This window comes from Rheinheimera tangshanensis (assembly GCF_014645135.1).
Lineage (GTDB): Bacteria > Pseudomonadota > Gammaproteobacteria > Enterobacterales > Alteromonadaceae > Pararheinheimera > Pararheinheimera tangshanensis.
Genome location: NZ_BMLH01000002.1, coordinates 329,375 through 354,138, shown reverse-complemented (window position 1 = coordinate 354,138; position 24,764 = coordinate 329,375). Strand labels below are relative to the sequence as shown.

At 46.4% G+C, this 24,764-nt stretch carries 19 protein-coding genes; 5 read left to right on the top strand and 14 right to left on the bottom strand.

What is annotated here, in order from left to right; translation table 11 throughout:
• The first annotated feature begins 66 nt into the window (after nt 1–66).
• A complete protein-coding gene (locus tag IEW88_RS06165) occupies nt 67–771 on the top strand; it encodes a substrate-binding periplasmic protein (RefSeq protein ID WP_147903484.1) in 705 nt (234 codons plus the stop codon).
• On the opposite strand, the gene IEW88_RS06160 is transcribed toward IEW88_RS06165, so the two are convergent.
• Nucleotides 768–1,319 carry a sugar O-acetyltransferase gene (locus tag IEW88_RS06160; RefSeq protein ID WP_147903483.1) on the bottom strand — a complete coding sequence of 184 codons (552 nt, stop codon included), beginning with the start codon at nt 1,317–1,319 and terminating at the stop codon, nt 768–770. The genes IEW88_RS06165 and IEW88_RS06160 overlap by 4 nt on opposite strands.
• Nucleotides 1,320–1,459: 140 nt before the next feature.
• Here IEW88_RS06160 and IEW88_RS06155 point away from each other — a divergent pair, with 140 nt between their 5' ends.
• Nucleotides 1,460–2,134, top strand: a complete 675-nt coding sequence (locus tag IEW88_RS06155) for a DUF3334 family protein (RefSeq protein ID WP_147903482.1) — start codon at nt 1,460–1,462, stop codon at nt 2,132–2,134.
• Between the two features lie 21 nt (nt 2,135–2,155).
• On the opposite strand, the gene IEW88_RS06150 is transcribed toward IEW88_RS06155, so the two are convergent.
• From IEW88_RS06150 to IEW88_RS06135, 4 genes are read right to left on the bottom strand one after another with little or no spacing between them, the layout of a single operon-like run.
• The gene (locus tag IEW88_RS06150; RefSeq protein WP_147903481.1) at nt 2,156–3,361 is read right to left on the bottom strand and encodes an ATP-binding protein; all 1,206 of its coding nucleotides are present in this window, start codon (nt 3,359–3,361) and stop codon (nt 2,156–2,158) included.
• Nucleotides 3,362–3,364: 3 nt separating this feature from the next.
• Nucleotides 3,365–4,060, bottom strand: coding sequence for a winged helix-turn-helix domain-containing protein (locus tag IEW88_RS06145; RefSeq protein ID WP_147903480.1), 696 nt, complete (start codon nt 4,058–4,060; stop codon nt 3,365–3,367).
• The gene (locus IEW88_RS06140; RefSeq protein WP_147903479.1) at nt 4,060–4,434 is read right to left on the bottom strand and encodes a DUF3019 domain-containing protein; all 375 of its coding nucleotides are present in this window, start codon (nt 4,432–4,434) and stop codon (nt 4,060–4,062) included. The genes IEW88_RS06145 and IEW88_RS06140 overlap by 1 nt, the downstream gene beginning before the upstream one ends.
• Nucleotides 4,435–4,448: 14 nt before the next feature.
• Entirely contained in the window at nt 4,449–5,255 is an 807-nt protein-coding gene (locus IEW88_RS06135; protein ID WP_185148552.1) for a MipA/OmpV family protein, read from the bottom strand.
• Between the two features lie 632 nt (nt 5,256–5,887).
• On the opposite strand from IEW88_RS06135, the gene IEW88_RS06130 reads away from it, so the two are divergent.
• Together IEW88_RS06130 and rlmF are read left to right on the top strand one after the other, a co-directional pair.
• On the top strand, nt 5,888–6,928 hold the full coding sequence (locus IEW88_RS06130; RefSeq protein WP_221411372.1) for a LacI family DNA-binding transcriptional regulator: 1,041 nt from the start codon (nt 5,888–5,890) through the stop codon (nt 6,926–6,928).
• A 21-nt stretch (nt 6,929–6,949) separates the two neighbouring features.
• Entirely contained in the window at nt 6,950–7,885 is a 936-nt protein-coding gene (rlmF, locus tag IEW88_RS06125) for a 23S rRNA (adenine(1618)-N(6))-methyltransferase RlmF (protein WP_147903477.1), read from the top strand.
• A gap of 75 nt (nt 7,886–7,960) precedes the next feature.
• On the opposite strand, the gene IEW88_RS06120 is transcribed toward rlmF, so the two are convergent.
• The 4 genes from IEW88_RS06120 to IEW88_RS06105 all read right to left on the bottom strand — a co-directional run bounded on the left by IEW88_RS06120 (nt 7,961) and on the right by IEW88_RS06105 (nt 13,352).
• Entirely contained in the window at nt 7,961–9,472 is a 1,512-nt protein-coding gene (locus IEW88_RS06120; RefSeq protein ID WP_147903476.1) for an MFS transporter, read from the bottom strand.
• Nucleotides 9,473–9,807: 335 nt separating this feature from the next.
• On the bottom strand, nt 9,808–11,877 hold the full coding sequence (locus IEW88_RS06115; protein WP_147903475.1) for a M13 family metallopeptidase: 2,070 nt from the start codon (nt 11,875–11,877) through the stop codon (nt 9,808–9,810).
• Nucleotides 11,878–12,146: 269 nt separating this feature from the next.
• A complete protein-coding gene (locus IEW88_RS06110; protein ID WP_147903474.1) occupies nt 12,147–12,488 on the bottom strand; it encodes a flagellar biosynthesis regulator FlaF in 342 nt (113 codons plus the stop codon).
• A gap of 9 nt (nt 12,489–12,497) precedes the next feature.
• Nucleotides 12,498–13,352 (bottom strand): flagellin N-terminal helical domain-containing protein, encoded by an 855-nt coding sequence (locus tag IEW88_RS06105; RefSeq protein ID WP_147903473.1) that lies wholly within the window; start codon nt 13,350–13,352, stop codon nt 12,498–12,500.
• A 155-nt stretch (nt 13,353–13,507) separates the two neighbouring features.
• Between IEW88_RS06105 and IEW88_RS06100 the strand changes: the two genes are divergently transcribed.
• On the top strand, nt 13,508–13,891 hold the full coding sequence (locus IEW88_RS06100; protein ID WP_147903472.1) for a DCC1-like thiol-disulfide oxidoreductase family protein: 384 nt from the start codon (nt 13,508–13,510) through the stop codon (nt 13,889–13,891).
• Here the strand turns inward: IEW88_RS06100 and IEW88_RS06095 are convergent.
• The 5 genes from IEW88_RS06095 to IEW88_RS06075 all read right to left on the bottom strand — a co-directional run bounded on the left by IEW88_RS06095 (nt 13,885) and on the right by IEW88_RS06075 (nt 24,695).
• Nucleotides 13,885–15,738 (bottom strand): glycoside hydrolase family 13 protein, encoded by a 1,854-nt coding sequence (locus IEW88_RS06095; protein WP_147903471.1) that lies wholly within the window; start codon nt 15,736–15,738, stop codon nt 13,885–13,887. The genes IEW88_RS06100 and IEW88_RS06095 overlap by 7 nt on opposite strands.
• A complete protein-coding gene (locus IEW88_RS06090) occupies nt 15,735–18,149 on the bottom strand; it encodes a glycoside hydrolase family 31 protein (protein ID WP_147903470.1) in 2,415 nt (804 codons plus the stop codon). The genes IEW88_RS06095 and IEW88_RS06090 overlap by 4 nt, the downstream gene beginning before the upstream one ends.
• Nucleotides 18,150–18,189: 40 nt before the next feature.
• A complete protein-coding gene (locus IEW88_RS06085) occupies nt 18,190–19,695 on the bottom strand; it encodes a tryptophan halogenase family protein (RefSeq protein ID WP_147903469.1) in 1,506 nt (501 codons plus the stop codon).
• Between the two features lie 127 nt (nt 19,696–19,822).
• Nucleotides 19,823–22,645, bottom strand: coding sequence for a TonB-dependent receptor (locus IEW88_RS06080; RefSeq protein ID WP_147903468.1), 2,823 nt, complete (start codon nt 22,643–22,645; stop codon nt 19,823–19,825).
• A 424-nt stretch (nt 22,646–23,069) separates the two neighbouring features.
• A complete protein-coding gene (locus tag IEW88_RS06075) occupies nt 23,070–24,695 on the bottom strand; it encodes a methyl-accepting chemotaxis protein (protein WP_147903467.1) in 1,626 nt (541 codons plus the stop codon).
• Between the last annotated feature and the right edge of the window lie 69 nt (nt 24,696–24,764).

The following is a 24,764-nucleotide window of genomic DNA, read 5'->3' as shown; positions in this document are numbered from 1 at the left end:
AATTGCGACACTGGTCCCGAACTGTGTTAAAAACAGGCAAGGAGCTTATGCTTTACCGGAGCCTTTATGAGACCTTTTGTTTTATTCTTCAGTTTGGTCAGCTTATTTACCCAAGCTGCCAGCATTAAAGTGGGTTTACATGATTCCGCTCCCTGGGCATACCGGAATGCGCAAGGGGAAATGACCGGTGTGGATTATGAGATAGTAAAAGCTATTTTACAGCGTGAGGGCATTGAGGCTGAGTTTGAACTCTACAGCTACAATCGCTTACTCAAGCTATTTTCAGAACAAAAGCTGGACATAGCCAGTCCTGTTGCTGTGCCTTATCCCGGCGCATTTTACAGCCAGCCCTATTTCACTGTGTTGGATGTTGTTGCGAACAAAAGTACAACAAAACTTAACATCGATAGCATGAAAGATTTGACGGGAAAAACTATTGTTGCCTATCAACAAGCCAGTGAAGTATTAGGGCCGGATTTTTCTGCCATCATCAAAACAGCACATTACCTGGAAGAAGCTGACCGCGAGAAACAATTTGAGTTATTAATGAATGACCGGGTTCAGTTGATGGTAGGGGATCGGAAAGTACTCAGCTATTATGCCAATAAAAATTATGGTCAGGGTACTTTGCAAATACATGAGATTTTCCCCGCCGTTGAATACCCTGCGGCATTCTGGAGTCCGGAGTTGCAGGCAAGATTTAATGCTGGCCTGCTTCATCTTATAGAATCAGGAGAATTTCAAAAAATCCATGACAGGCCCAGACTTTAATCCAGATTTTTTATCACCTTAGCTGGATTACCTGCCACCACTACATACGCTGGTACATCTTTAGTCACCACAGCACCAGCAGCAACAACGGCGCCCTCACCTATGCTGACACCAGGTAAAATAATGGCTCCGCCGCCAACCCAGACCGAGTTGCCGATAGTAACGGCCAGACCTTTTTCTAATCCGGTTTTTCGCTGTGCCGCATCCAGCGGATGGGTCACAGTGTATATCTGCACACCGGGCCCTAGTAGCACATCATCCCCAATACGCACTTTAGCAGCATCTAAAATAACGCAGTGATGATTCGCATAAAAATTCTTCCCCAGTTCAATGTTATAGCCATAATCGCAAAAGAAATTGGGCTCGATATAACAGCTGCCCAGCTTGCCAAAAAGTTGTCCGGCCTGCTGTTGATGAGCTTTAAAAGGTAAAGGCCCCTGTTGATTCATCTGCACACACAAAGCTTTGGCATACTGTCGTTGTGCAGCCAGAGCCTTATCCGCAGGATTAAACCACAAACCTGCAGCCATTTTTTCTTGCTCTGTCATTGCTCTTTGCCTCTTTAAATGAATAGAACATCTGCTGCCCTCTATAGAGGTGTTAGCATAAAGCCTTAGGCTTTTTATAGTGTTATGCGTTCGAATAGAGATATACTAAGGTTAATGTTGTTGCTTAGCCGGGTTAAGAGATGAAAAAAACAAAAGTAATTACTACCGAAGAAATACTGCTCACGCTCTGCCATTCTGTGACTCAGGTTTTGGCTGCAGCAGGTAATGATAAAGTTGCTTACTCACCTATGGTGCAAAAAATCCAGAAAACCTGTCTGCGTCCAGATTTAGGCTGCTTCGTATTATTTGATGGCGGTTTTTCTGGTTTAGTCATCATCAATTTTACCGCGCAAGCTGCAATGGAAATTTACCGTAAGTACATGATGAGCATGGGGATGCCAGAGTCTGAACTTGCCAATTTCCATACCTCAGACGAGGTAGGTAATGTGATGGGCGAGTTGATGAACCAAATAGTGGGTGACTTCACTAACAGAGTCCGGATGGAGCTGCAAACCTCTATTAATCAAAGCCAACCTAAAATGATGGCAATTAATAAACAAGTGCAAATCATGATCAATACTCAGTTGGATCAGCCTCAGGCCAGACGAGTCACGTTCAGTACCCCCAATCACGCCATTTTTTATATGGAACTGTCGATGGATAAAACTGAATTTATCCAATTGCATGATTTTATCCCCACTCAGGACGAAAATCCGGACGATATCATCGCGAATACCAATGCCACTGAAACAGAAGCTGTTGAAGTGTTAACCTCTGACGCAGACGATGATTTTCTGAAAAACCTGGGACTGTAATATTCTGTGACTGCCGTTGGCTCAGTGAACTAACGGCAGTTTTATCCTGAAACAAGCACCACCCAAACGACTGTCATCAACCTTAATACTTGCCTGATGCCATTCCATCACCCGACTGACAATAGCCAGGCCCAGACCAAAACCACCAAAACCTTTTTGCCTGCTTGGGTCCAATCGGACAAAAGGCTTCAGAATTTCTGCTCTTTGTTCCAACGCTATACCAGGCCCGTCATCTTCCACAGTGATCTCAATCGAATGCGGTTTTACTTCAAGTGTCATCAGTACCTGAGTACGAGCAAATCGTTTCGCATTCACCAGTAAATTTTGCACTGCCCTTTCCAGATAATGACCATCGCAGACATAAATGCAGCCAGCCCCCACCTGAAGCGTGACAGGAGCGCCAGGCAGAGGAGATAACTTTTCAACTAAGTTCTGCAGCAATTCAGATAAGTCGACCTGCTGCTTCTTCAACTGTGGCTGTACCGATTCGAGACGGGCATAGTCCAGCATCTCATCCACCAGATGCTCTAACTCTTTAACATCATTTAGCATCAGTTGCTTTTCGTCTGTGGGCAGAGCAGACAATTCCAATGCGAAACTCAAACGGGCTAAGGGGGTACGTAATTCGTGCGAAACTGCCTGCGTCATTTCGCGCTGCAACCCCAGTAATCGCTGAATTTGTTGTCGCATTTGTTCAAAACTAAGTGCAATAGGGGCGATAAAAGATCGCACTGGCACAGCAGCTGGCGCGTTAGGCTCAGATAATTGTTGCTTGAGCTTTTGAATATCGCGGGCGACAGGCCAAAGCCATAACCATACAGCCACAGCTAACAATCCTAAAAACAACAAACTAAACCAGTAGGAAGGCACAGCACTTTCGGTCAAATCAGCAGGACCAAGCTGCCACAACTCATCCTGTTGTATCGCATAAAAAAACACCTGGTCTTGGGTAAACAAAGGAACCACCTGCCCTGCGTTTAACGCAGCAAGTTCAGCATCCGACCATAAAATACTGCCAGCGGGCAATTGAGTGACAGGCAATGCCGAGGACAGCTTTGCATGCGGTAAAGACTGGGTACTGAGTTGTCCGGCCAGATTGTCTGCCAGTAAAAGCACCCAGGGCGGAACCTGACTTTGAGTTTCCTGCCAGATCCGCTCTACAGTCCAGCCAACACCAATCAGTACCAGCGAAATGAACAGATAAAAATGCAGGAATAGCCTGGACACTGTTTAGCTATTCCAGGCGTCTGCAACAAACAAGTAGCCTTTACCCCAGACAGTTTTAATACGAAATGGTGTTTCGGCGTTATCATTAAGTTTACGACGTAAATGCGACACACGAACGTCCACTGTACGATCTAAACCGTCGTATTCACGGCCAATGATCTGTTTATGAATGGCTTCACGTTTAACTGTCTGCCCCGCATGCTTAGCCAGCATCCATAACAAATCAAACTCATAGCTGGTTAGTTCGACCAGCTGTCCTTTGAAATGCGCTTCTCTGGCGCTGTTATTCAGATTCAGCAGACCAAAGCTAAGCTCCTGATTTTCAGTTTTTTGTGTCGGACTGCTCCGTCTTAACAAAGCATGCACTCTGGCCAGCAAGACGCGAGGCTCAACTGGTTTAATGACATAATCATCCGCCCCCAGTTCTAACCCCAACACCTGATCAATATCACCTTGTTTGGCAGTTAACATTAAAATGGGCGCAGTAAACCAGGGCCTGATGGTACGGCACACTGTAAAACCATCCATACCAGGCAACATCAAATCCAGGATCAGCAAATCAGGCAACCAGGTTTGACAAATAGTCGCGACTGTATCTCCACGACTTTCCAACCGAACCTCAAAGCCTTGTTGCTGCAGAAAGCTCTGCACTAAAGCAGCTAAGCGGGCATCATCTTCAACCAGTAAGATTTTTTGCATCAAAACACACTCCAGGGAGCCACCAGACGTCGTCTTTTTTCCGGCTGACGGCTTAAGACTATTAACTCTTTTTGCAATAACACATCATGCTCGTGTTGTAATCTGACTTCCGTTTTACCCGGCCAACTCAATACTTGTTGCCATTCTCCCTGTTTGACTTGCTGCCAACACTGCATTTGCTGCTGTGCAAAATACAGACACAAATTTTCAACTTTGCTGCTACTCCAACTGACATTTAGCTGAGTCTCACAAACTTGTTCTGGTGTTGCAGAAACACAAAAAGCCGGACTTACTGACCAGCATAATTCAGCCTTGCATTCAGGGGGCTGGGCGGCAGCCAGCATCATATTACCGGCGAATAACAGCCCGAACATTCCCTATCCTTCGTTCAATAAAAGCGATAAACCATACCTACAAACCAGGTCTGCACTGAATCATCCTGCACTAACGGACTATCCGTCATCGCATCATCCAAATGCAGATATCGATAAAAAGTAAGTACAGACCAGCGTGAAGTCAGAGCCTTCTGCCAGCCTAAACGTAATTCAGGTTGCCAACTGGCCCGTCCATCATAACGCCCCAGGTAATAGAGTTCATCGTCATCCACCCCATAGTAGGTGTCGATCAGTTTGGCACTTTTCCAGTATAAAGTGGTACTCAAATCAAACTGCCCACCAGCCAGAGGCCAAAAACGCGACCAACTCAAACTGGCATTCTGGCCCTGGTACTTGGAGTTGATGTCTTGCCACAGGTTCAGTCGGCTTTGCCACTGCTCTCCAAACCAGTTGAACTGTAAGCCAGCATCCACCGCGGTCGGCCTTTTTTTCACCTGTTCAACCGATACTGTGCTCATCGTCTTTTCGGTGCCAATTTCAACCTCAGGGGGCAACAACGCGCCAGCGCTGTTCATCGTAATGACATTACCGGCAAACCAACGCTGGAAGTAGCCCTTCTCTGAGTTCAAACGCATCACCACACTGGCCGCAAACTGATCATGCTGAACCAGACTGTAACCTAAGGTGCCATTGTCGATGAACCAAGTGTCGGTATAGTAACTAAAATCCGGCAAAATCAGCATAGGAAAGCTGTCACCGTCATAAAGCGGATTACTGCGTTGTCCCGCTCCCAGAGCGACAGACAACTGAAATTGTTCGGATGCTACGCAACCCTCTGCGTTTTCGCTGCATGCCAACACGGCTTTACTGCTCAAAAGGCAGATGAGAAAAAACCAAACTACAGATTTCATCGGACGGGTTACTCAGGCTAATCATGGCGCATACTTTAGCAGTTAATACAAAACAGCTTAAGCAAAGTTAACAACTTCGTACAAATTGCCGCATTCAGTCACAGCACGGCTGTGGCTAAACATAGGATCCACAACGTAGAAAAATACGTAATCAAATCAAATTGTGAGGTTGTGATAGCAACCAGTGAAAAGGATCACTGACCACAATTTAATGCTATGATGCCCAGCATTATTAAGAATAAATAAGCACCTCGAAGCCGTGCTCAGAAAGAGCTATTGTCGGGGCTGGGGTTATCCCAAAGCATACCGAAGATAAAGCCATGTTAGGGCGACAAGAGATTGAGTCGTCAGGAACATAGTTGTCTATGTGACTGATGCGAAAGAGCGCAGTCAACGTAGCTGCAGCTTCAAGTAAGAAGGGGGTTACCCAAATTAATTGGAGTTGCGGCAAGGCGACAAGAGATTGAGTTGTCAGGAACATAGTTGTCTATGTGACTGATGCGAAAGAGCGCAGTCAACGCAGCTGCAGCTTCAAGTAAGAAGGGTATATGAAGTCAACAAATCAGCCAGGAATAGCCCCGATGACACCAATGAAAGGAAAAGCGACCTCTTTTGATATCGCTTATCTGGCTGGCGTCTCGCAATCCACGGTTTCGCGTGCGTTGCGTGATAGCCCGGCTGTGAATCAGGAAACCAAAGACAAAATATTCGCCATTGCGAAGCAGTTAAATTACAAAGTGGATAAAAACGCCAGTAATTTACGCAAACAAACGACTGGCACTTTGGCACTATTACTGTTTGAAGACCCGACTGTAGACGAATCTCAGATCAATCCGTTTTTCCTCGCTATGCTGGGCAGTATTACCCGGGCCTGCAGCCAGCGTGGACACGACTTATTAGTCTCTTTTCAGCAACTGAGCAATGACTGGCACGCTGACTATGAGGACAGTAAAAAGGCCGATGGTATTATTCTGCTGGGTTACGGTGACTACAAAGACTACGAAGAAAAACTCAATACCTTGCTGGCGCAACAAACTCACTTTGTCTGTTGGGGAGCTGAAGTGCAAGGCCACCCTGAATTCACAATCCGCAGTAATAATCTGCAAGGCGGAAAACTGGCGGGTCAACATCTGCTGCAACAAGGACGCAGCCGCTTTGCTTTTATAGGTAATGCATCCGATAACAGTCCTGAGTTTTTAGCTCGTTATCAGGGCATGGTGCACGCCCTAAAACAAGCAGGAATAGCAGAGGACACTGTGGCGCAGCTGGATGCCATTTCAACAGAGCAAGCTGGCTTCGATGCAATTAATCAACTACATGCTCAGGGTAAAACTTTTGATGCACTGTTTTGTGCCAGCGACCTGATCGCCATTGGGGCTATTCGTGCTTTGCAGAAAAAAGGCTTGAGGGTGCCTGAAGATGTCGCTGTGGTCGGCTTTGATGATATACCTGTGGCCTCTTTTTCATCACCGGCTTTAACTACTATTCAGCAAAATACCTCTTTGGCTGGTGAAATGCTGGTGGTCAATTTATTAAAACTGATTAATCATCAGGCTGTAGAATTGACAGAAATTCAGCCGAAAATTATTGTCCGTCACTCTTGTGGTGCTGCAGAGCGTTAAGCTGCAGCCCAGGTCCTTTGCATGAAACTATCCAACAAAGCTTTGCATCCGCGCAACAAACATCAACAACCCTATGATTTTGCCGCCCTCTGTGCTGCAGTTCCGGCACTCAGTGCTTTTGTCCGGGATAATGGATACGGTCAATTATCCATAGACTTTGCCAATTCGGATGCGGTAAAAACTCTGAACCAGGCCTTATTAAAACAGCTGTACTCAGTAGCTCATTGGCAACTGCCAGACGGTTTTTTATGTCCTGCAGTACCAGGCCGCGTTGATTACCTGCATTATCTGGCTGATTTGTTAGCTTTGCTGAATAAAAACAAAGTACCGACCGGCAGCAAAGTGCAGTTGCTGGACACAGGTTGTGGTGCCAATCTGATTTATCCTCTATTAGCTCAGGCCGAATACGGCTGGAAGGTAATGGCTTCCGAACTGGATCCGATGGCTGCAGAAGCTGCCCACTTATTGATAGAGCAAAATCAGCTACAGCATAAAATTACACTGCGTCAACAACCTCATTCCAGTCATATTTTTCACGGCATTATTCAACCTGATGATTTGTTTGACCTGACCTTATGTAACCCCCCCTTTCATGCCTCGGCTGAGCAAGCTGCAGCAGGTAGTGAACGTAAAGCCAAAAATCTGGGGTATAAGAAAGCAGAGCTAAATTTCGCTGGACGCTCGCATGAGCTATGGTGTGACGGTGGAGAAGCTGCTTTTATCACAACCATGATCGAAGAAAGTCAAAGCTATGCGCAGCAAGTACTGTGGTTTAGTAGCCTGGTATCCAAACAGGACAATCTGCCAGCACTTCAGAAGCAGTTAACTCAGCAGGGCGCAGAACATCAGGTAATTAACATGCAACAAGGCAATAAACAAAGCCGGATTTTGGTCTGGAGTTTTATGCCTGAAAAGCAGCGTCAACTCTGGGCTCAGTTCAGATGGCAGAAGAAATAACGAACTCAGTGGAAGTGCCTCTGACCTGTCCATCGCTAAACGAGGTCAGAAGCGGGAGAACTCTTGCACTAACCTTTATTTAGAAGCCAAGCGACGTGTTTTGACGCGTAGTACGTATAAAGCGGCAATAATCCAACTGACACCACCTATCACCAACGCATAAATCGCTTGTTTCTCAAACAAATGATTCACCAGCGAGCCTAAAATACTGGCGGCCAATAACTGTGGCAATACGATAAAGATATTAAATATCCCCATATAAACCCCCATTTTATTGGCAGGCAAGCTGTCGGCTAATAAAGCGTAAGGCAGAGATAAAATAGAGGCCCAGGCCATCCCCACACCTATCATCGGGATCCACAGCATCAGCGGGTCTTCTATCCACATAAAGCCAAATAAACCAAAAGCGCCACAGACCAGATTAAAACTATGGGTCAGCTGAATACTACTTTTTCGTACCATCACAGGGATCAGAATAGCCGCAATAGCCGCAAAACCATTGTAAATAGCAAACAATATCCCCACCCAATCCGCACCTTCGTTGTAGGCGGCCGAAGTAGGATCACTGCTGCCGTAATGCGTAGCTGTCACTGCAGCTGTGGTGTAGATCCATAATGAAAACAAGGCAAACCAGGAGAAAAACTGCACTACAGCTAATCTGCGCATAGTAATTGGCATGCTGTACAAATCATCCACTATTTGCACAACCATGTTGTAGTTTTCTTTGGTCTTATACCAACTGGTCAGCCACTGCAATAAACCAAAGGCAGCTAAACCGCCACCGAGAATATATAACTGCTTGTCCATATCCCAGTTGTAAACCACAGTCAGGCAGATGAGACCAACTAACACAAAAGCCCAGCCGCGATGGAAATAGGTTTTACCTGAACCTGCAGCTTGCATCACAGGAGCCTGATGATCCGGCTCAGCCATTTCAGCTTTTTCATACTCGGCCAGTTGTGCCGGGCTGTATTCTCTGCTGCGGATCACAGTCCAAAGCACAGCCAATAACAACACCGCACCACCAGCATAAAAGGAATACTTCACCGAGTCGGGGATCTGACCTTCAGGGGCCGTATTGGCAACATTAAACCAATTGGTCAGAATCCAGGGTAAAGCTGAAGCAACAACAGCACCCACGCCGATGAAAAAGCTTTGCATTGAAAAGCCCATAGGGCGTTGTCTGGCATTTAAATTATCACCAACAAAAGCACGGAACGGCTCCATAGTGACGTTAATGGCGGCGTCTAAAATCCACAACATACCAGCAGCTATCCACAAACCCGGTGAATTCGGCATAAAAAATAACGCTAAAGTAGTGACTATAGCGCCATAAAGGAAAAATGGACGTCGACGTCCCAGTTTGGTCCAGGTTTTATCACTAAAATGCCCAATCAGAGGCTGTACTAGCAAACCTGTTAAAGGCGCAGCAATCCACAGAATAGGAATTTCATCAATACTGGCGCCCAGCGTCTGAAAAATACGGCTGACATTGCCGTTTTGCAGCGCAAAACCAAACTGGATACCAAGGAATCCAAAACACATATTCCAGATTTGCCAGAAACTGAGATTAGGCTTTTGTTGCATATCGTTGTCCTGTTGCGTCCGGCAGCTTTATTCCGGATCAGATCCGCTTATCAGCCACTCTTGAATTAAAAAATAGGATCGATCTCAGGGAAAGCACTTTGGCTTCTGGTCTACAAACCTTTATCCCGGATCTGGTGGTCAGCCTTTATCAGTGGCCGAACTTACTTTTATAGGGTGCCCGATTAGAACAGTGATGCATGCTGTACAACAAGATGAATACGTATTCAGATCAGGCCCTGAACTGCATTTATTCAGCGGTGCTTGCTTACTATGCCCTGCCTGACAGAAAAGTAAAAGGACGCTAAAAAGCGTCCTTCGGCTTTGATTTTGCGTTGTTACCAGATTTTGACACGAACCGCATCATCACGGTACATACCATCACCAGGTTTCACATCAAAAGTCTGATAAAACTCAGGCATATTCGACAGCACACCCAGCACACGATACATGCCCGGAGAGTGAGGACCAGTGATCACTTGCTGACGCAAAGAGGCATCACGGAACTTAATACGCCAGACCTGAGACCAGCCCATAAAGAAGCGTTGATCACCGCTAAAACCATCGATCACTGCAGCAGGTTTGCCTTGCAATGAAGTTTGGTAAGCTTTAAACGCAACAGTTAAGCCACCCAAGTCGGCGATGTTTTCACCTAAACCCAAAGCGCCCTGCAGTTTTAAATCATCAATAGGGTTAAACGCACTGTACTGGTCAATCATCAACTGAGCACGTTTCTGGAATTGCTCAGCATCCGTAGCTTGCCACCAGTCCGTTAAATTACCATTACCATCTGAACGGCGACCCTGATCGTCAAAGCCGTGGGTAATTTCATGGCCAATAACACCACCAATAGCCCCATAGTTGACGGCATCATCTGCATTCACGTTAAAAAACGGTGGCTGCAGAATAGCGGCAGGGAACACAATTTCGTTCATGGTCGAGCTGTAATACGCATTGACGGTCTGAGGTGTCATACCCCATTCAGTCCGATCTACAGGTTGACCTAATTTTGCCACCATACGGTCAAACTCACATTGACCACTGCGGCGCATATTACCCAGCAAGTCTCCTGCTTTGACCTCTAAACAGCTGTAGTCACGCCATACATCAGGGTAGCCAATTTTAGCGTTAAATTTAGCCAATTTTTCCTGAGCCGCTTTTTTCGTTTCCGGGCTCATCCACTCCAGTCCATCAATAGCTTCTTTAAAGGCAACCCGCATGTTTTTAATCATTTGATCCATGCGCTCTTTTGCTTCAGGCTTGAAGTGACGCTCCACGTACATCTTGCCCAGCATAAAGCCTAAAGAATCTTCCAACGCAGCCACAGCTCGTTTTTCACGCTCACGCTGCGCTTCCAAACCAGACAAGGTTTTGCCGTAGAATTCAAAACTAGCCTGATCAAAACTACTGGCCAGTAACTCACTGCTTGCACGAACCATATGGAATTTTAAATAAGTCTGCCAGTCTGCAAGCGGAATTTCGCTTTGTAATTTGGCAAAAGCCGTCAGATAAGTCGGTTGACGTACGACCACCTCTTTCACATCAGCAAGTTTAGCGGCGCCCAATAACGCAGCCCAATCAAAACCCGGCGCGGTTTCAGCCAATTGCGCCAGAGTCAGCTTGTTATAAGTGGCATTACGATCGCGGTTTTTCACCCTGCTCCACTGCGCCTGAGCCAGTTTGCTTTCAATAGCATAAACTGTGGTCGCCACTTTAGCCGGATCAGCCCAACCCGCCAGTTGTGCCACTTTCGTGATATAAGCCTGATACTTCTGCTGAATTTCTTTCGACTTTTCATCAGTATTCAGATAGTAGTCGCGATCCGGCATGCCCAAACCTGACTGGTTGGCGAGCGTAATATATTGCTCAGAAGCTTTCTGATCCTGGCCCACAAAAAGCACCACCGGCGTACCAGTACGATAGGCCTGTAATTCGCCCCAAAGTTTAGCTAAGTCAGCATGGGAAGTTAAAGCATCCACTTTCGCAAAGTCAGCTTTTAACGGCTCAAGACCCAGGTTATCCAGAGTGGCAGTGTCCATATAAGAGCGATAGAAATCAGCAATTTTCTGAGTATCAGAACCAGGTTCAGCAGTTTTTGCTGCCAGTTCCTGCACTATAGCCAGTACTTGTTTATCGGCATTTTCACGTAGCTCGTCAAAACTACCCCAGCGACCTTTATCCGCCGGAATTTCAGTCTTCGCCAGCCAGTTACCGTTTACATAACGGAAAAAGTCCTGCTGCGGCTTCACGCTGGTATCCATATTAGACAGCTCAATGCCGGAGGTTAATGTTTTCACTTCAGCGACAGCAGCAGGGGCTGTATCAGTGGATTGCGTTGGAGTTTGAGCTTTTTCACAGCCAGCCAGTGCAACCAGCACGGCAAGGGCCAGAGTAGATTTTTTTAACATGCTTCTTCCTGGAATTGATTTTATTCCCTTCGTACTTGAAGCTACAGCGTTGTTGACTGCGAGCTCTAGCCCCAGTCACATAGGACACTATGCTCCTAGGGTCTCACGCTCTTGTCGCCTCCCTGCAACTCCAATTACTTTGGGTATAGTTATTTGGTTTTTACGCAAATCCAGTGTAAAGAAAACAAGAGTATTGTCCAGCCTTAAGATTTTGACTGCGACTAGCAGCAGATCAAACCAGACCAAACAATGCAGAGAGCTGCTCTAGATCAGCCCTCCAGACCCTCAGCGATCTGAGTGGTCACCTCAATCAACCAACTCTTGTTCTGCTCGGCAGCAGGTAAATCCAGTTCGGCCAGCACCGCCTGAGACAACTGCTCCAGACTCTTCTGCACAGACAAGGATAAATGGTTATCCGGGTCCGTCACTAACCCCAATACAGTTACCCAAAGCAGCCGCAAATCAGCCAGAGCTTTGGCTTGCTCAAGTCCGGAAATCTGGGTCGCTGTTTCAAGCTGATACAAAACACGACGAAACACCTGAGCTTCAAGGGCTTTAGTGTTCGACGCTAAGAGACGGGTCGTACGATATACATCCAGTGGACTGCGCATCAGACAGACTTAACTGAACAAACTCAGTAAAGAACGTGCGCCTTGCTCTTTATTGCCCAACCCAAGAGTTTGTTGCTTTAACTGCTGACGGGTTTCCTCAGCCTGTTTTAATAATGCAGCTCTGCTTTCTTCATCAGGCGCAGCACGGGAAGCACTGCGGCCACCAGTACGCTCGGATTCAAGACTAGCGGCGGCTTTACTGACCGCTGTTGCTGTCTCTAACCGGCTTTTCAGTTTTTGATCTTCTTTGGCTAAACGTTCGGAGCTTTCATTGACAGACTTCTCTGCTGCGGCCAATACACTGGTTTTACCTTCTTTGCCATTTAATAGTTCACGGGCTTCTGATGCAGAACCAATTTTCTCTGGTAAACCCAGACTTTTATCCAGCTTACTGCTGCTAAGCTCAGACTGACTGCCATAACTATTGATAGTCACTTTAGTACTGTCTTTGTCGGTCAGTAAATTCACCCCCTTGCCACCGTCAGCACCTTTATAGCTGGCCCCTTCTAATGATTTTTCAATACCAGAGCGCAGAGCCGAATATTCTTTTTGAAGTTTCTCGCGCTGCGGGGCTGCCAGAGAATCATCAGCTAACTGAGTTGCGACTTCACGCACTTTCACCAGCGATTCTTTGATGTCACTGGTTGCCGCCTGAGCAGTTTCTACTGCGCCTTTGCCTTTGGCTAAGCTTTGTTGCACTGCCGAATAATCTTTAGCAGCATTGCGCCCTGCCCGAAATTCCAGTTCTGCTTTTTTGCCGGGAGACTCCGCACTTGCTGTATTGGCGGGACTTGCAGAGGAGCTGCTGACTGGATTCAGTGTAGGAGCTGAAGGAATAAAGCCGGAAGTAAGGTTACTAATCATAAAAAACTCCATCTGGACTGGCGGCCAGAAATTAAACTACTTACTAGTTTAACCCCATAGCGCTGTTTCGCCACTTAAAAGCAGCTATTTTATAGCCAGAGATCCGCGCTCCGTTATATTCCGTTAAAGTAGCTGTTTTGATCACGAGGCACTTTATGCAGCAGCTGTTACTTATTTACGATGGCGATTGTCCTTTATGCCGAAACTTCGCCGCTGCCCAGCGCCTGCAACAACACTTTGGTGAGCTTAGCCTATTCAACGCACGAGACTTAGCTGAACAAGCGCCGTTGTTATTGGCTGAGTTGCAACACCAGAGGCTGATCATCAACCAGAATATGTTATTGCGCGTGGATGGACGCTGGTTAAAGGGACCAGAGGTGCTGCAATTGCTGGCGTCACTGAACGAAAGCAGTTGGCGCAACAAACTCTGGTTGTATTGGTTTCAGTCAGCAAGCCGGGCCCGCTTCAGTTATCCACTGCTGCGCTTTGGCCGTAACCTGCTGTTAAAGCTGCTGAAAATTCCGCCTTTGCCTTATTGAAGCTCCAGCATCAGGCTGCCGCGCGCCGGCAATTCCAGCTTGCCTTTGGTGCTGATTGTTTTGCCTGTCAGCACATCAGTAAAACGGGCATTGGCTGGCATCAACTCAGAATAACGACTGAGATCTACAGTTTTGGCTGCGGTATTTTTATTAAAAAACACCCAGACCTGCTTGTTATCCTGATAACGGACATAACTATAAAGACCGTCTAGTGGACTAAAATGTTTCATCTGTCCTTGCTGCAACACAGTAGTGTTTTTGCGGTAATTCGCCAGCGTTTTTACCAGTTGTTGCGCCTGTAGCTGGGCTTTAGTTAAACCTTTACCAGTAAAAGCATTCATAGCATCACCAGCCCAACCGCCCGGAAAATCACTGCGAACTAAACCGTCATCCCGTTGTTTTGGGCTTTGTTTTAAAATTTCAGTACCGTAATACAGCTGTGGAATGCGTGGTGCTGTCAGCAGGTAGATCATCGCCATTTGATACAAGTCTCTGTCCTCATTTAACAAAGAGAACAAACGAGCAGTGTCGTGATTGCCTTCAAACAGCACTAAGTTGGTTGGATCCGGATAAATCACATCATTGCCCAAAGCTTCATAAAGTTTGATCCAACCTTTATCCCAGGCTTCGTCTTCGGTCAGCGCCGCCAGCAAAGCGTAATACAACGGAAAATCCATCATGCTGGGTGTAAAGGACTGGTAACCATCGGCATTCTGTTTGCCCTTCTGCCAGTACGACACCACGACAGGATTCGCACTCCACTCTTCACCGACAATATTAAAATTGGGGTACTCGCTCATCAGGCGTTTAGACCAGGCCGTCAAAAAATCTTTGTCTGCGTAAGAATAGGTATCTTCGCGAATACCGGACAACTGAGCATACTCCACCCACCAGACAGAGTTTTGGATCAGATAAGTCGCTAACAGTGGATGACGCTGATTTAAATCCGGCATGCTCTCGACAAACCAGCCGTCGACAAAAGCTTTGGCATCGACTTTTGCAGCGTACGGATCCTGCACTGTAGTGCGGGCATGATTAGTCGGGTGAAAACTCGCGTTATAGTTCAGCCAGCTTTGTTCAGGTAAGTCTTTGATCCACCAATGATTCGAGCCGATATGATTCACCACTATATCCTGAATAATACCTATACCGAGCTTTTTGGCTTCTGCCACAAAGTTTTTATAATCACTGTTGCTGCCAAAGCGCGGGTCTATCTTGTACAGATCGGTCGCGGCGTAACCATGATAGGAATAAGCCGGGCTGTTATTTTCCGTCAGCGGCTGAGGCCATATTTGTGTCACGCCCAGTTGCTGCAGATAAGGTAAGGCTTGTTGCATACCGGCAATATCACCACCATGCCGGCCGCCGGGGTTGGCTCTGTTGAGTCCTTCGCTTAAACCTTTGACTTCGTCATTAGAGCTGTCGCCGTTGACAAAGCGATCGGGGGTTATAAGGTAAATCAGATCACTCTGGCGAAAACCCTGACGCTGTGCCGAGCCTGGCTGACGAGCCAATAAGTTGTAGTTATGCCGCGCCAGCACTTTGCCTCTGTCTGTAAATACCAGCTCAAAACTGCCGGGTTTCACATCAGGGCTTAACTCTAAATCGACAAACAGATAATTGGGATTTTCTACTTTTTGCAGCCCAGTAAGTTTGACTCCCGGATAATTCAGCAGCACTTGAGCGTGCTGAATCCCTTTGGCATGCACCATCAGTTGCAGCTTAGGCTCTTTCATTCCAGCCCACCAAAAGGCTGGTTCCAAATGCTGGATTTGAGTTGCCTGAATTGCAGGAGCCAGCATAATCAGGCTCAGCAGTACTGCCTCTATCGAATAACTCGTTTTCATTGTAATGCCACCTTCAGTTTGACCTGCTCCCAGTTTAGTTTCACCCGCACTTGCTGCTTAGCCTCATCAAACCAGGCAGCCCCCGCGACCAGCTCTGATTCCGAATTGACCCATTTCAAGCTTTGGCTACCGACCAGCACTTTCGCAGGCTTCCCCCATTGATGGACAACCAGTGTAACCTCACGTTGTTTTGGCATACCGGCATAACCTAAACCTGTGCGGTTCAGCTCCAGCGTCAGGTTATTATGGTTCGCCATAGCGCTAAAGCTCAGCAGCTCATACTGACGGCTTTGTAAGGCGTCAGGCGATACACCGTCATCTTCATACATTTGACCTCTGGCTGTAGTCACGGATTGGTCGTGGTAATAATGCAGTTCCAACTGGCGGCTGCTGTAGTCTTTTAAACTTTGTACCACAGGTACCATAGGCACAAAAGAACCAGCCCGAACCAGTACAGGCAAGGTGGTTAAATCGGTCGGTTGCTGAATAGTCTGGCCGCCCTGATAGACTTTACCGGTCCAGTAATCAAACCAGGCGCCTTGAGGCAACTTTACAGAGACAGACTTAACCCCAGCAGCAGTGACCGGAGTCACTAAAAAAGCATCCCCCCATAAGTAGCTGTCTTTGTTGGCAATCAGGCTGGTGTCTGCTTCGTTCTCAAAAAACAGCGGGCGCATCAGCGGCATACCAGTGCTGCTGTTTTGATAGGCCAGCGTATAGTTGTAAGGCAACATGCGGTAACGTAATTTCACGTACTCACGCAGAATGTCTTTGGTTTCTTTATCGTGCAGCACAGGCTCTGGCGCTATTTGCTCTTGTGCATGAGGACGATACACAGGTTGGAACACACCGTACTGTAACCAGCGAATATACATTTCTTTATCAAAGACTTCGCCACCGGCAAAGCCACCTAAGTCAGAATGGGTATAGGCCATCCCCAATAAGCCCATTTGCAGTGACAATTCCACCTGCGGCTTTAAACCATCCCAGCTGCGACTGACATCACCAGTCCAGGGGATCATGCCAAAACGTTGTGAACCAGCAAAACCAGAGCGCATCATGATCATAGGGCGCTGTGTTGGCTGCTGAGCTAAACGATTTTGATACAACAGTTCAGCCCACCTATGACCATAGGCATTATGGATTTCATCGGCTGTGCCTATGCTATGAATCGTATCTGATGGATGTACTTCAGGTTCGCCTAAATCACCCCACCATCCTGCCACACCATAATCAGCCAGTTCGTTGTAAATCCCCTCAAACCAGGCCGTGCCTTGTGTTGAAAACACATCGACTAAACCCGTGTTACCAAAATAAAAATCAAAGGTTTTCGCCTTACCCGCTAAATCCTGGGCTAATGCATTGGCTTGAACCGCTTCATCCCAGCGTTTAGACGTGCTGAGAACAAAAGGCTCGGTGATCAGAATAGTGTTTACGCCTTTGGCTTTAAAATCGCTGATCATGCCTTTAGGGTTGGGAAAGGCTTTTTTATCCCAGGCTAAGTTACCCATATGGCCCTGAATATCAGGCCCAAACCAGTACAAATCCAATACCACGGCATCCAGCGGAAAGTCTTCAGATGCAAATTTATCCACTATGGCGCGAGTTTCGGCTTCGGTGCGATAACCAAAACGCGAGGCGAAGTTGCCAAAAGCCCAGCGCGGTGGCAGAGGTTGCTTGCCAGTCACAGTGACATACTGCTCGATCAACTTTGGATAAGTAGCTGCCGCCATCACTATGTAAGAGGTGCGGCCTGCGGCAGCTTCAAATTGCAACACGTCTTTTTCAGTTTTACCTAAGTCAACAAAACCACTGGCGCTGTTATCAAACAACACCAGATATTTTTTGCTCGACAGCACGGCAGGTAAACCAAAATACATCTGCTGCGCTTCTGTGGTGTAGCCATAACTGGCCTTGTTATACAAAGGCAAACGCTGACCACGTCTGTCCATGCCGACAACCCGCTGACCTGTGCCTAACAACTTTTCGTCGTCCTGCAGCGCAAAGCGAAAACCACGTAAGGTCTCATGGGCAAAAAAACCTTGTTCTTCGGCCAGAACCAGTTCATTGCCACGGTAGTAACTCAACCGGAAAGGCGCTTTATCGATACGCACTTTCAGATCTTTGCTGGCAAACTCAAGCTGCTGCGGTTGCTCACTCAGCGTAGCGGCAAGCTGTTGTTCTGGCGCAGCCAAAGCAAAAGAAGGCAGTTGTTTCAGACCCGCTTTCTGATACACCACTTCGACGCTGCCTTCACTTTTAAAGCTCAAAACCACTGAGTATTCATCAGTTTGAAGCTGCAACTGATTACCTTGTAAGTGATGAGACTGATAAATAGCTGCCTGTACAAAATGACTGGCGAGCAGCAGGAAAAATACCAAAACAGTCTTTATTTTTTTTTGAATATACATCTACAGTACCTGTGTATGACCGGAGTAATTGGCGACCTGCCTACATATCCTTCGGATGACAGCTTTGCAGAAAATCTGCATGTGAGCCCAAACGCTGCGAAGTTAATTGCATCACAGCTTTTAAATTGCTGAGCAAATCTTGTAACTGCTCCTCTTTAAGCGCATTCACCAAAGGATGAGTATCAGTTGGAACAATGCCCTGACCTATAAACACTTGCTGCCATGCCACCTCAGCAAAGAGTTCGTCCTGCTCTCTGAATATCAGGCCAGACGCCGAAAATAAGTCAATTTTTCTGCGTAAAGACTCGGGAATATCCATCGTCTGGTAGTCTTTCCAATACTGACTATCCCCCCTGTTGTTTAGCTTGTAATGCAAGATGATAAAGTCGCGGATTTGTTCAAATTCAACTTTTGACTGGCGATTAAACTCATCTCTGGCCGCATCAGTAATGCCGCTGTGTGGAAAAAACTTCAGCAGCCTAAAAACTCCGGATTGAATTAAATGAATACTGGTCGATTCTAAAGGCTCCAAAAAGCCGCTTGATAAGCCGATGCTAACCACATTCCTGTTCCACTGCTTTAATCTGCGCCCCGTGCGGAAAGAAATTTTTCGTGGTTCGGCCAAGGCTTTACCATCCAGATTCGACAGCAAGGTTTGTTTCGCTTCGTCATCACTGCAATATTTACTGGAGTAAACAAATCCATTCCCTATCCGGTGCTGCAAAGGAATGCGCCATTGCCAGCCTTTGGGATGAGCTATAGCCTTTGTATAAGGCGTAATAGGCTGCACGGATCCACAAGGCACAGCCAAAGCGCTGTCTGCTGGTAACCAATGTGACCAGTCTTCGAAGCCTGTGTTTAAACTTTTATCAATCAGTAAACTATGGAGTCCTGTGCAATCAACGAATAAATCCCCCTCAACTTCATTCCCAGACGCCAAAGTCAAACGAATAACCTCACCGTTTACAGGATCTAAATGTACTTTTTTAACTGTGCCTTCAATTCGTTTTACGCCCAAAGGCTCACAGAAGCGTCTTAAAAACTGCGCATATAAACCAGCATCAAAGTGATAAGCGTAGGACAAGCCTGGTAGGTTGACGCCTTCTATTCTGGCCAACTTTGCAAAGTTATTTTGTCGTGCTGCCTGATAAGCTAAAGAGAAATCCCAAAAGTCAAAGCCCATCCCCTGCTGCTTACTTTTTAGCCAAAAATGATGAAAATTACAAAATGGGAACTCTTTACCAATGGCGCCAAAGGCGTGCATATAACTGTCACCAGGCTTTCCCCAGTTTTCAAACTGGATTCCTAGTTTAATACTGCCCTGGGTTTCGCGTATAAAAGCTTTTTCATCCAGTCCCAGCGCAGCATTAAAATTAATAATAGGCGGAATAGTAGCCTCGCCAACACCAACTATTCCTATATCATCAGATTCGACTAAAGTGATATTAATGGCTTTACCGAGGACCTTTACCAGTAAAGAAGCGGTAATCCATCCCGCAGTTCCGCCCCCCAGAATCACTACATTTTTAACCGCTTTGGTATTCATAACGACTCCCGCTCAGCATTGCGTTATCTGCAATTCCGCTATTGGAATATCAGATAAAATCAGTCATGGCAGACTCTATAAAAAAGCCCCGGTATGAGGACCGGGGCTTATTCAAAACTGCACTACATTACATTTTGTAGCTGAAACCTAACAGGTAAGTACTGCCATAATCCTGGTAGTCACGAACTTGGAAAGCATTGCCTTGTAAAGATACAAAAGGCTCTTCTGTTAAGTTCTGGCCTTGCAGGAATACCGACAGACCTTCCAGAGATTTGTAACCAGCATCACCGAAGTCGAAACCAATTTGTGCATCCACGATAGTTTCGCCCATGATGTCTACTTGCTGGGTATCAAAACCTATACCGTAAACATCACCACGGAAGTCACCACGTTTACGCATGCTGACCCGAGCCTGGAAGCCATTTTGCTCATAAAAAGCAGTATACGACTGAATGTTCTCAGATAAGCCAGGTAATTTATAGTCGTTACCATTTTGATCCGTCATATCCTGGTCAACACGAGTGTAGCTGGCAATCACACCAAAACCATCAAGCACGTCACTGACCACATTTAACGGCAGAGTGACAGAGAATTCAGCACCTTGCAAAGTACCGCCGCCGCCATTTACTTTACCAGAACCAGTCGCAGTAGAGGTGGCAGGAACTTCACCCGTATTCGGATTTTGCACACCGACTAAATCCACCTCGTAGCTACCGTCAAAAATCCATTCATTTAAATCTTTCCAGAAATAAGCGATAGAGAAGTAGCCTTCATCATTGAAGTAGTTCTCATAGGTTAAATCCAGACCAATAGCTTCTTTTGGCTCCAGCAGTGGGTTACCACCACTTACTGTCCAGAAGTTACCATTTGAATCAGGCGTTGAACCATAGTTCACAGATAATGAAGAATGCATTTCATCCAAACGTGGACGAGACAAAGTTTTTGCAGCGCCAAAACGAACACTCTGACTCTCAGCAACATCAAAAGTCAGGTTAACACTTGGCAACAAATGACTGTAGCTGTGTTCAATATCTGTTGGAGAAGTCACAATCAGACCATTCACAGGAGCCGAAGCTGAACCTTGAGAACTCTGCTTGGTATCGACATAACGTAAACCGAAGTTACCTGTCACTGGAATATCGCCAATTTCAGCTTCTAAATCTGTTTGGACATAAAGTGCAAGTACATCCTCAGACACTTTCCAGCTCTTCGTCGCATGGCTTTGATTGGTCAGGCTCTCTCTCGTCAACGTATAGAAGCCGTCATCCAGTAAACGTCCAGCGTCATAAGCAACCATGTTGCCCATACCAATGAAGTCTAATGAAACACTACCTAAACGATATTGGTCCGGAATACTCACCATATCCGGGAAATCCTTCAGGGTCATGAAGTAACCTTCAGACTCTTTGGTTTTCTCACGCTGGCGATAAGACACACCATAAGTGATTTTTGTCAGTATGCCCGCATCTTCAACTAACTGAGAGGCCGCCAGTTTGAATGCGTTCAGTTCATCATCTATGGTTGGAGCGTTAATAAAACCATCTTGTGCCGAATTAAAATATTGATCGTCACTGTCGATCACGCCATCGCCATTGGAATCAGGCACAAAAGCGTTGTTTAATGCAGTACTTGAACCCCAGCTGCGAGGACCACCAAGGCGGATTAAATTGTAGTCACTGTAATCCAGGCTAGGAGTAAAAATAGCGCCTGTGTTGCCTGGTCTGAACTCATAAGTCAGGTCGTCACCCACACCTTCATTATCGCCACGGCCTGTACCAGCGTAACTTTCAAAACTCCAGATTTCACGTTGTACAGCAGAATGACTGGCATCGAATACTAAAGTCCAATCATCATTCAGGTCATACTCCACATTAAAACCCAAAGCTGTTAAATCAGCTTCGCGGTTTTCCATGTCGTTACGAACGACAAGGTTCTCATCAGTGACAGAACCTTTAGTGACGAAACCTGTTGCTGGATCAACTTCTAACGCAGAAGTGCCACGGTTATAACCCCAGGCAAAAGGAATTTCGATACCACGAAGAATTTTCTCATCTTTGAAATCTACATAAAGTGCATCAAAGGTCATTTTTAACTTGTCGGTCGGTGCAGCTTCAACCACTAAGAGCGCAGAATCACGGTCAAGAGTGGACGAGCGGACAAATGGCTTAGCACCACCTAAGATCGAATAATTTTCGCCATCGACAGTAAACTCAGGGTAACCCCAGGCGTTCCAACGTTTTTCCTGATTAGGAGAACTCATTTTGGAATAAGCGAATGCGATGCCCACTTTGTCATCAGCAAATTGATCGATATAAGAGAAAGTGCCACGCGCGCCGTTATCATTACCATCAGGGTTCAATTTATCAAAACTGGTCATTTCATACTGACCATTAAACTGAATGGTACGCTCACGACTTAATGGCTTCACTGTTTGCATGTCGATTACGCCAGCAATACCTTCAGCTTCCAAAGTTGCATTTGGAGTTTTATAAACAGTGACACCGCTCATTATTTCTGACGGGTATAAGTCAAACTCTACACCACGGTTATCACCGATAGAAACCTGCTCACGACCATTGAAGGTTGTAGCACTTTCGTTTTCACCGAAACCACGAATACTGACACGACTAGCACGACCATCCAAACGCTGACTGGTTAAACCTGGTAAACGGGAAATTGATTCTGCAATACTCGAATCAGGTAACTTACCGATATCTTCTGCAGAGATAGATTCAACAACGTTTGGTGAGAAGCGTTTAGCATTGATGGACTCAACGATAGAACGACGGAAGCCTTTAATTTCAATAGTTTCAATAGCCGCATCAGCTTTTGCCTTTTCACGGGCTTCTGTAGGTGACAGTTTCGTTTCTTGTTCTTGTGCATAGCTGTACGAACTGATACCTGCAGTCGCAATAGCCATAGTGAGTATGCTTAACTTAAATTTATTCATGCCCTTATCCCCGGATTTGTTTGTTTTTCTGCTTCAGACTTATATCTGCCTGGTTATTGATACTAGTCTGACCATACTAGTTAAACTTATCGTAGCCAATGTTCAACATGAATACGTATTCAACTCCCGTCATGACGCCCCTTTGCAGGGCATTTGCGCGATTTTGCATCCTAATGGTGCAAGCCCCCTGCTCAACCGCCTGAGTTATTTGAATGAGTGGGCAACAACCTATGCTCTAACTTAATGCAAACCTAGCCCAATTCATCAAAGTTGCAAATGGATGGACTTTCAGCTTTTCTCGGTTGCGGAATCAAGACGTTACACTGCTTTGGCAGCACATGCTGCTCAGCAGTTATTTTGGGTAGACACAAACAGGCACGGACAGTGAAAAAAGGCCGCGATCAAAGCGGCCTTCTTAATTAACTTACACCCGATACGATGCAGCCTGTTGCTGCAAACGTGCCGCTAACTGAGCCAATGAAGTACTGGCATCGGCGCTGTGAGTAGCACTGCGGGTCATTTCGCTGATGCTGACACTAAACTCGCTGATGTTTTTATTAATGTCTTCCGCCACTATGGTTTGTTGTTCAGTCGCGGCAGAAATCTGTACGTTCATATCGACTATAGTGCCGACTGCAGACTTAATCTCTTCAAGCACCACACCAGCTTCCTGTGCATTGGTGACACTGCTGCTGGCGTATTGACCTGATTGCGCCATGGCTTGCACCGCCTCGCGGGCTGACGCTTGTAAAGTATCAATCATCACGCGGATAGACTCTGTGGCTTTTTGGGTATTGGTGGCTAAAGTCCGCACTTCATCTGCAACCACAGCAAAACCCCTGCCGGCTTCACCGGCACGGGCAGCTTCGATGGCGGCGTTTAATGCCAACAGGTTGGTTTGACCGGCAATAGTCTGGATCACTGCCAGCACCTGGGTAATTTTCTCTGATTCACCGTTGAGTTGTTCAATCACCAGACTGGCGCCATTGACTACTGTGGATAATTGTTCAATAGAACTGACATTCTGGATAACTTTCTGATAGCCCTGCTGGGTTTTCTGATCGACGTCATTGGCTTGCTCAGATGTGGCCAACGCACTGTTCGCGACTTCCTGAATAGCAGCCGACATTTGATTCACAGCTGTGGCTATTAAATTAGCCTGCTGTTCTTGTTCAAAAGCAGTGCCACTAACCTGAGAGCTGATCTGACTCATTTCTTCTGAGGCGGCGGCAAGTTGTGACACCGCATCCCCCAATTCGGTGAAAAACTGATGGACACGGCTGATCGTTTGATTAAAAGCGGCGGCGGTGACGGCAATTTCGTCCGAACCTGTAATTTGCGCCCGGATCCGTAAATCTGATTGATCTCCAACCACAGAAATAGCTTGTTGCAGCTGATTCAGCGGCTCGTGAATAGAACGGTAAATCAACCAGGACAAGACCCCTAAGCAGATCAATACCACTAACAAGGCAATGACAAAAAGTTGCAGAAAAAACTGATACTGCTCTGCTGCCGTTATTTTAAACTTCTCAGCTTCCACCAGTTGAACATCTATCAAAGCAGCCAGTGAGGCACTTAAAGGGTCAGCCAGTTGGTATAACTCTGCATTAAAGTCTGGTGCACTGCGCTGTGCCAGAGAACCATCACTGATTTGCCGCTGATACTCCTGCAGTTTTTGCCGGAAGACTGTCATTTGTTGTTTGGCTTTTTCAGCTAATCCAGCTTCTTCTTGAGTTAAAGTCGTTGCCAGATAAGCCTGCCAGACCTGATCGGCCAGTTGACCTTGTTGCTGCAACTGCTGCACAACGTCTGAAGCGCTTATCACCTCGCCACGGTATTTATGTAGCAAGTCCACAGAAGTGACAGCATAAGCGTCAGCCACCTGCTTGATTTGTTTTAGCGGCACAACGCGGTCTTGATAAATACTGGTGGCTCCATCACTTAAATGCCCCATTTCCCTGACCGAAATCAAACTGATGGCAATTAATACCAGCAAAGGCACACACACCAACAGTAACAAGCGGATTTTTACCGACATTTGATTTAACATTCGAATGAACCTCACAACAGATCAGTAGCTTAGCGGTTTGACTTTCCTATTGAGCATAGCCCAAAACGG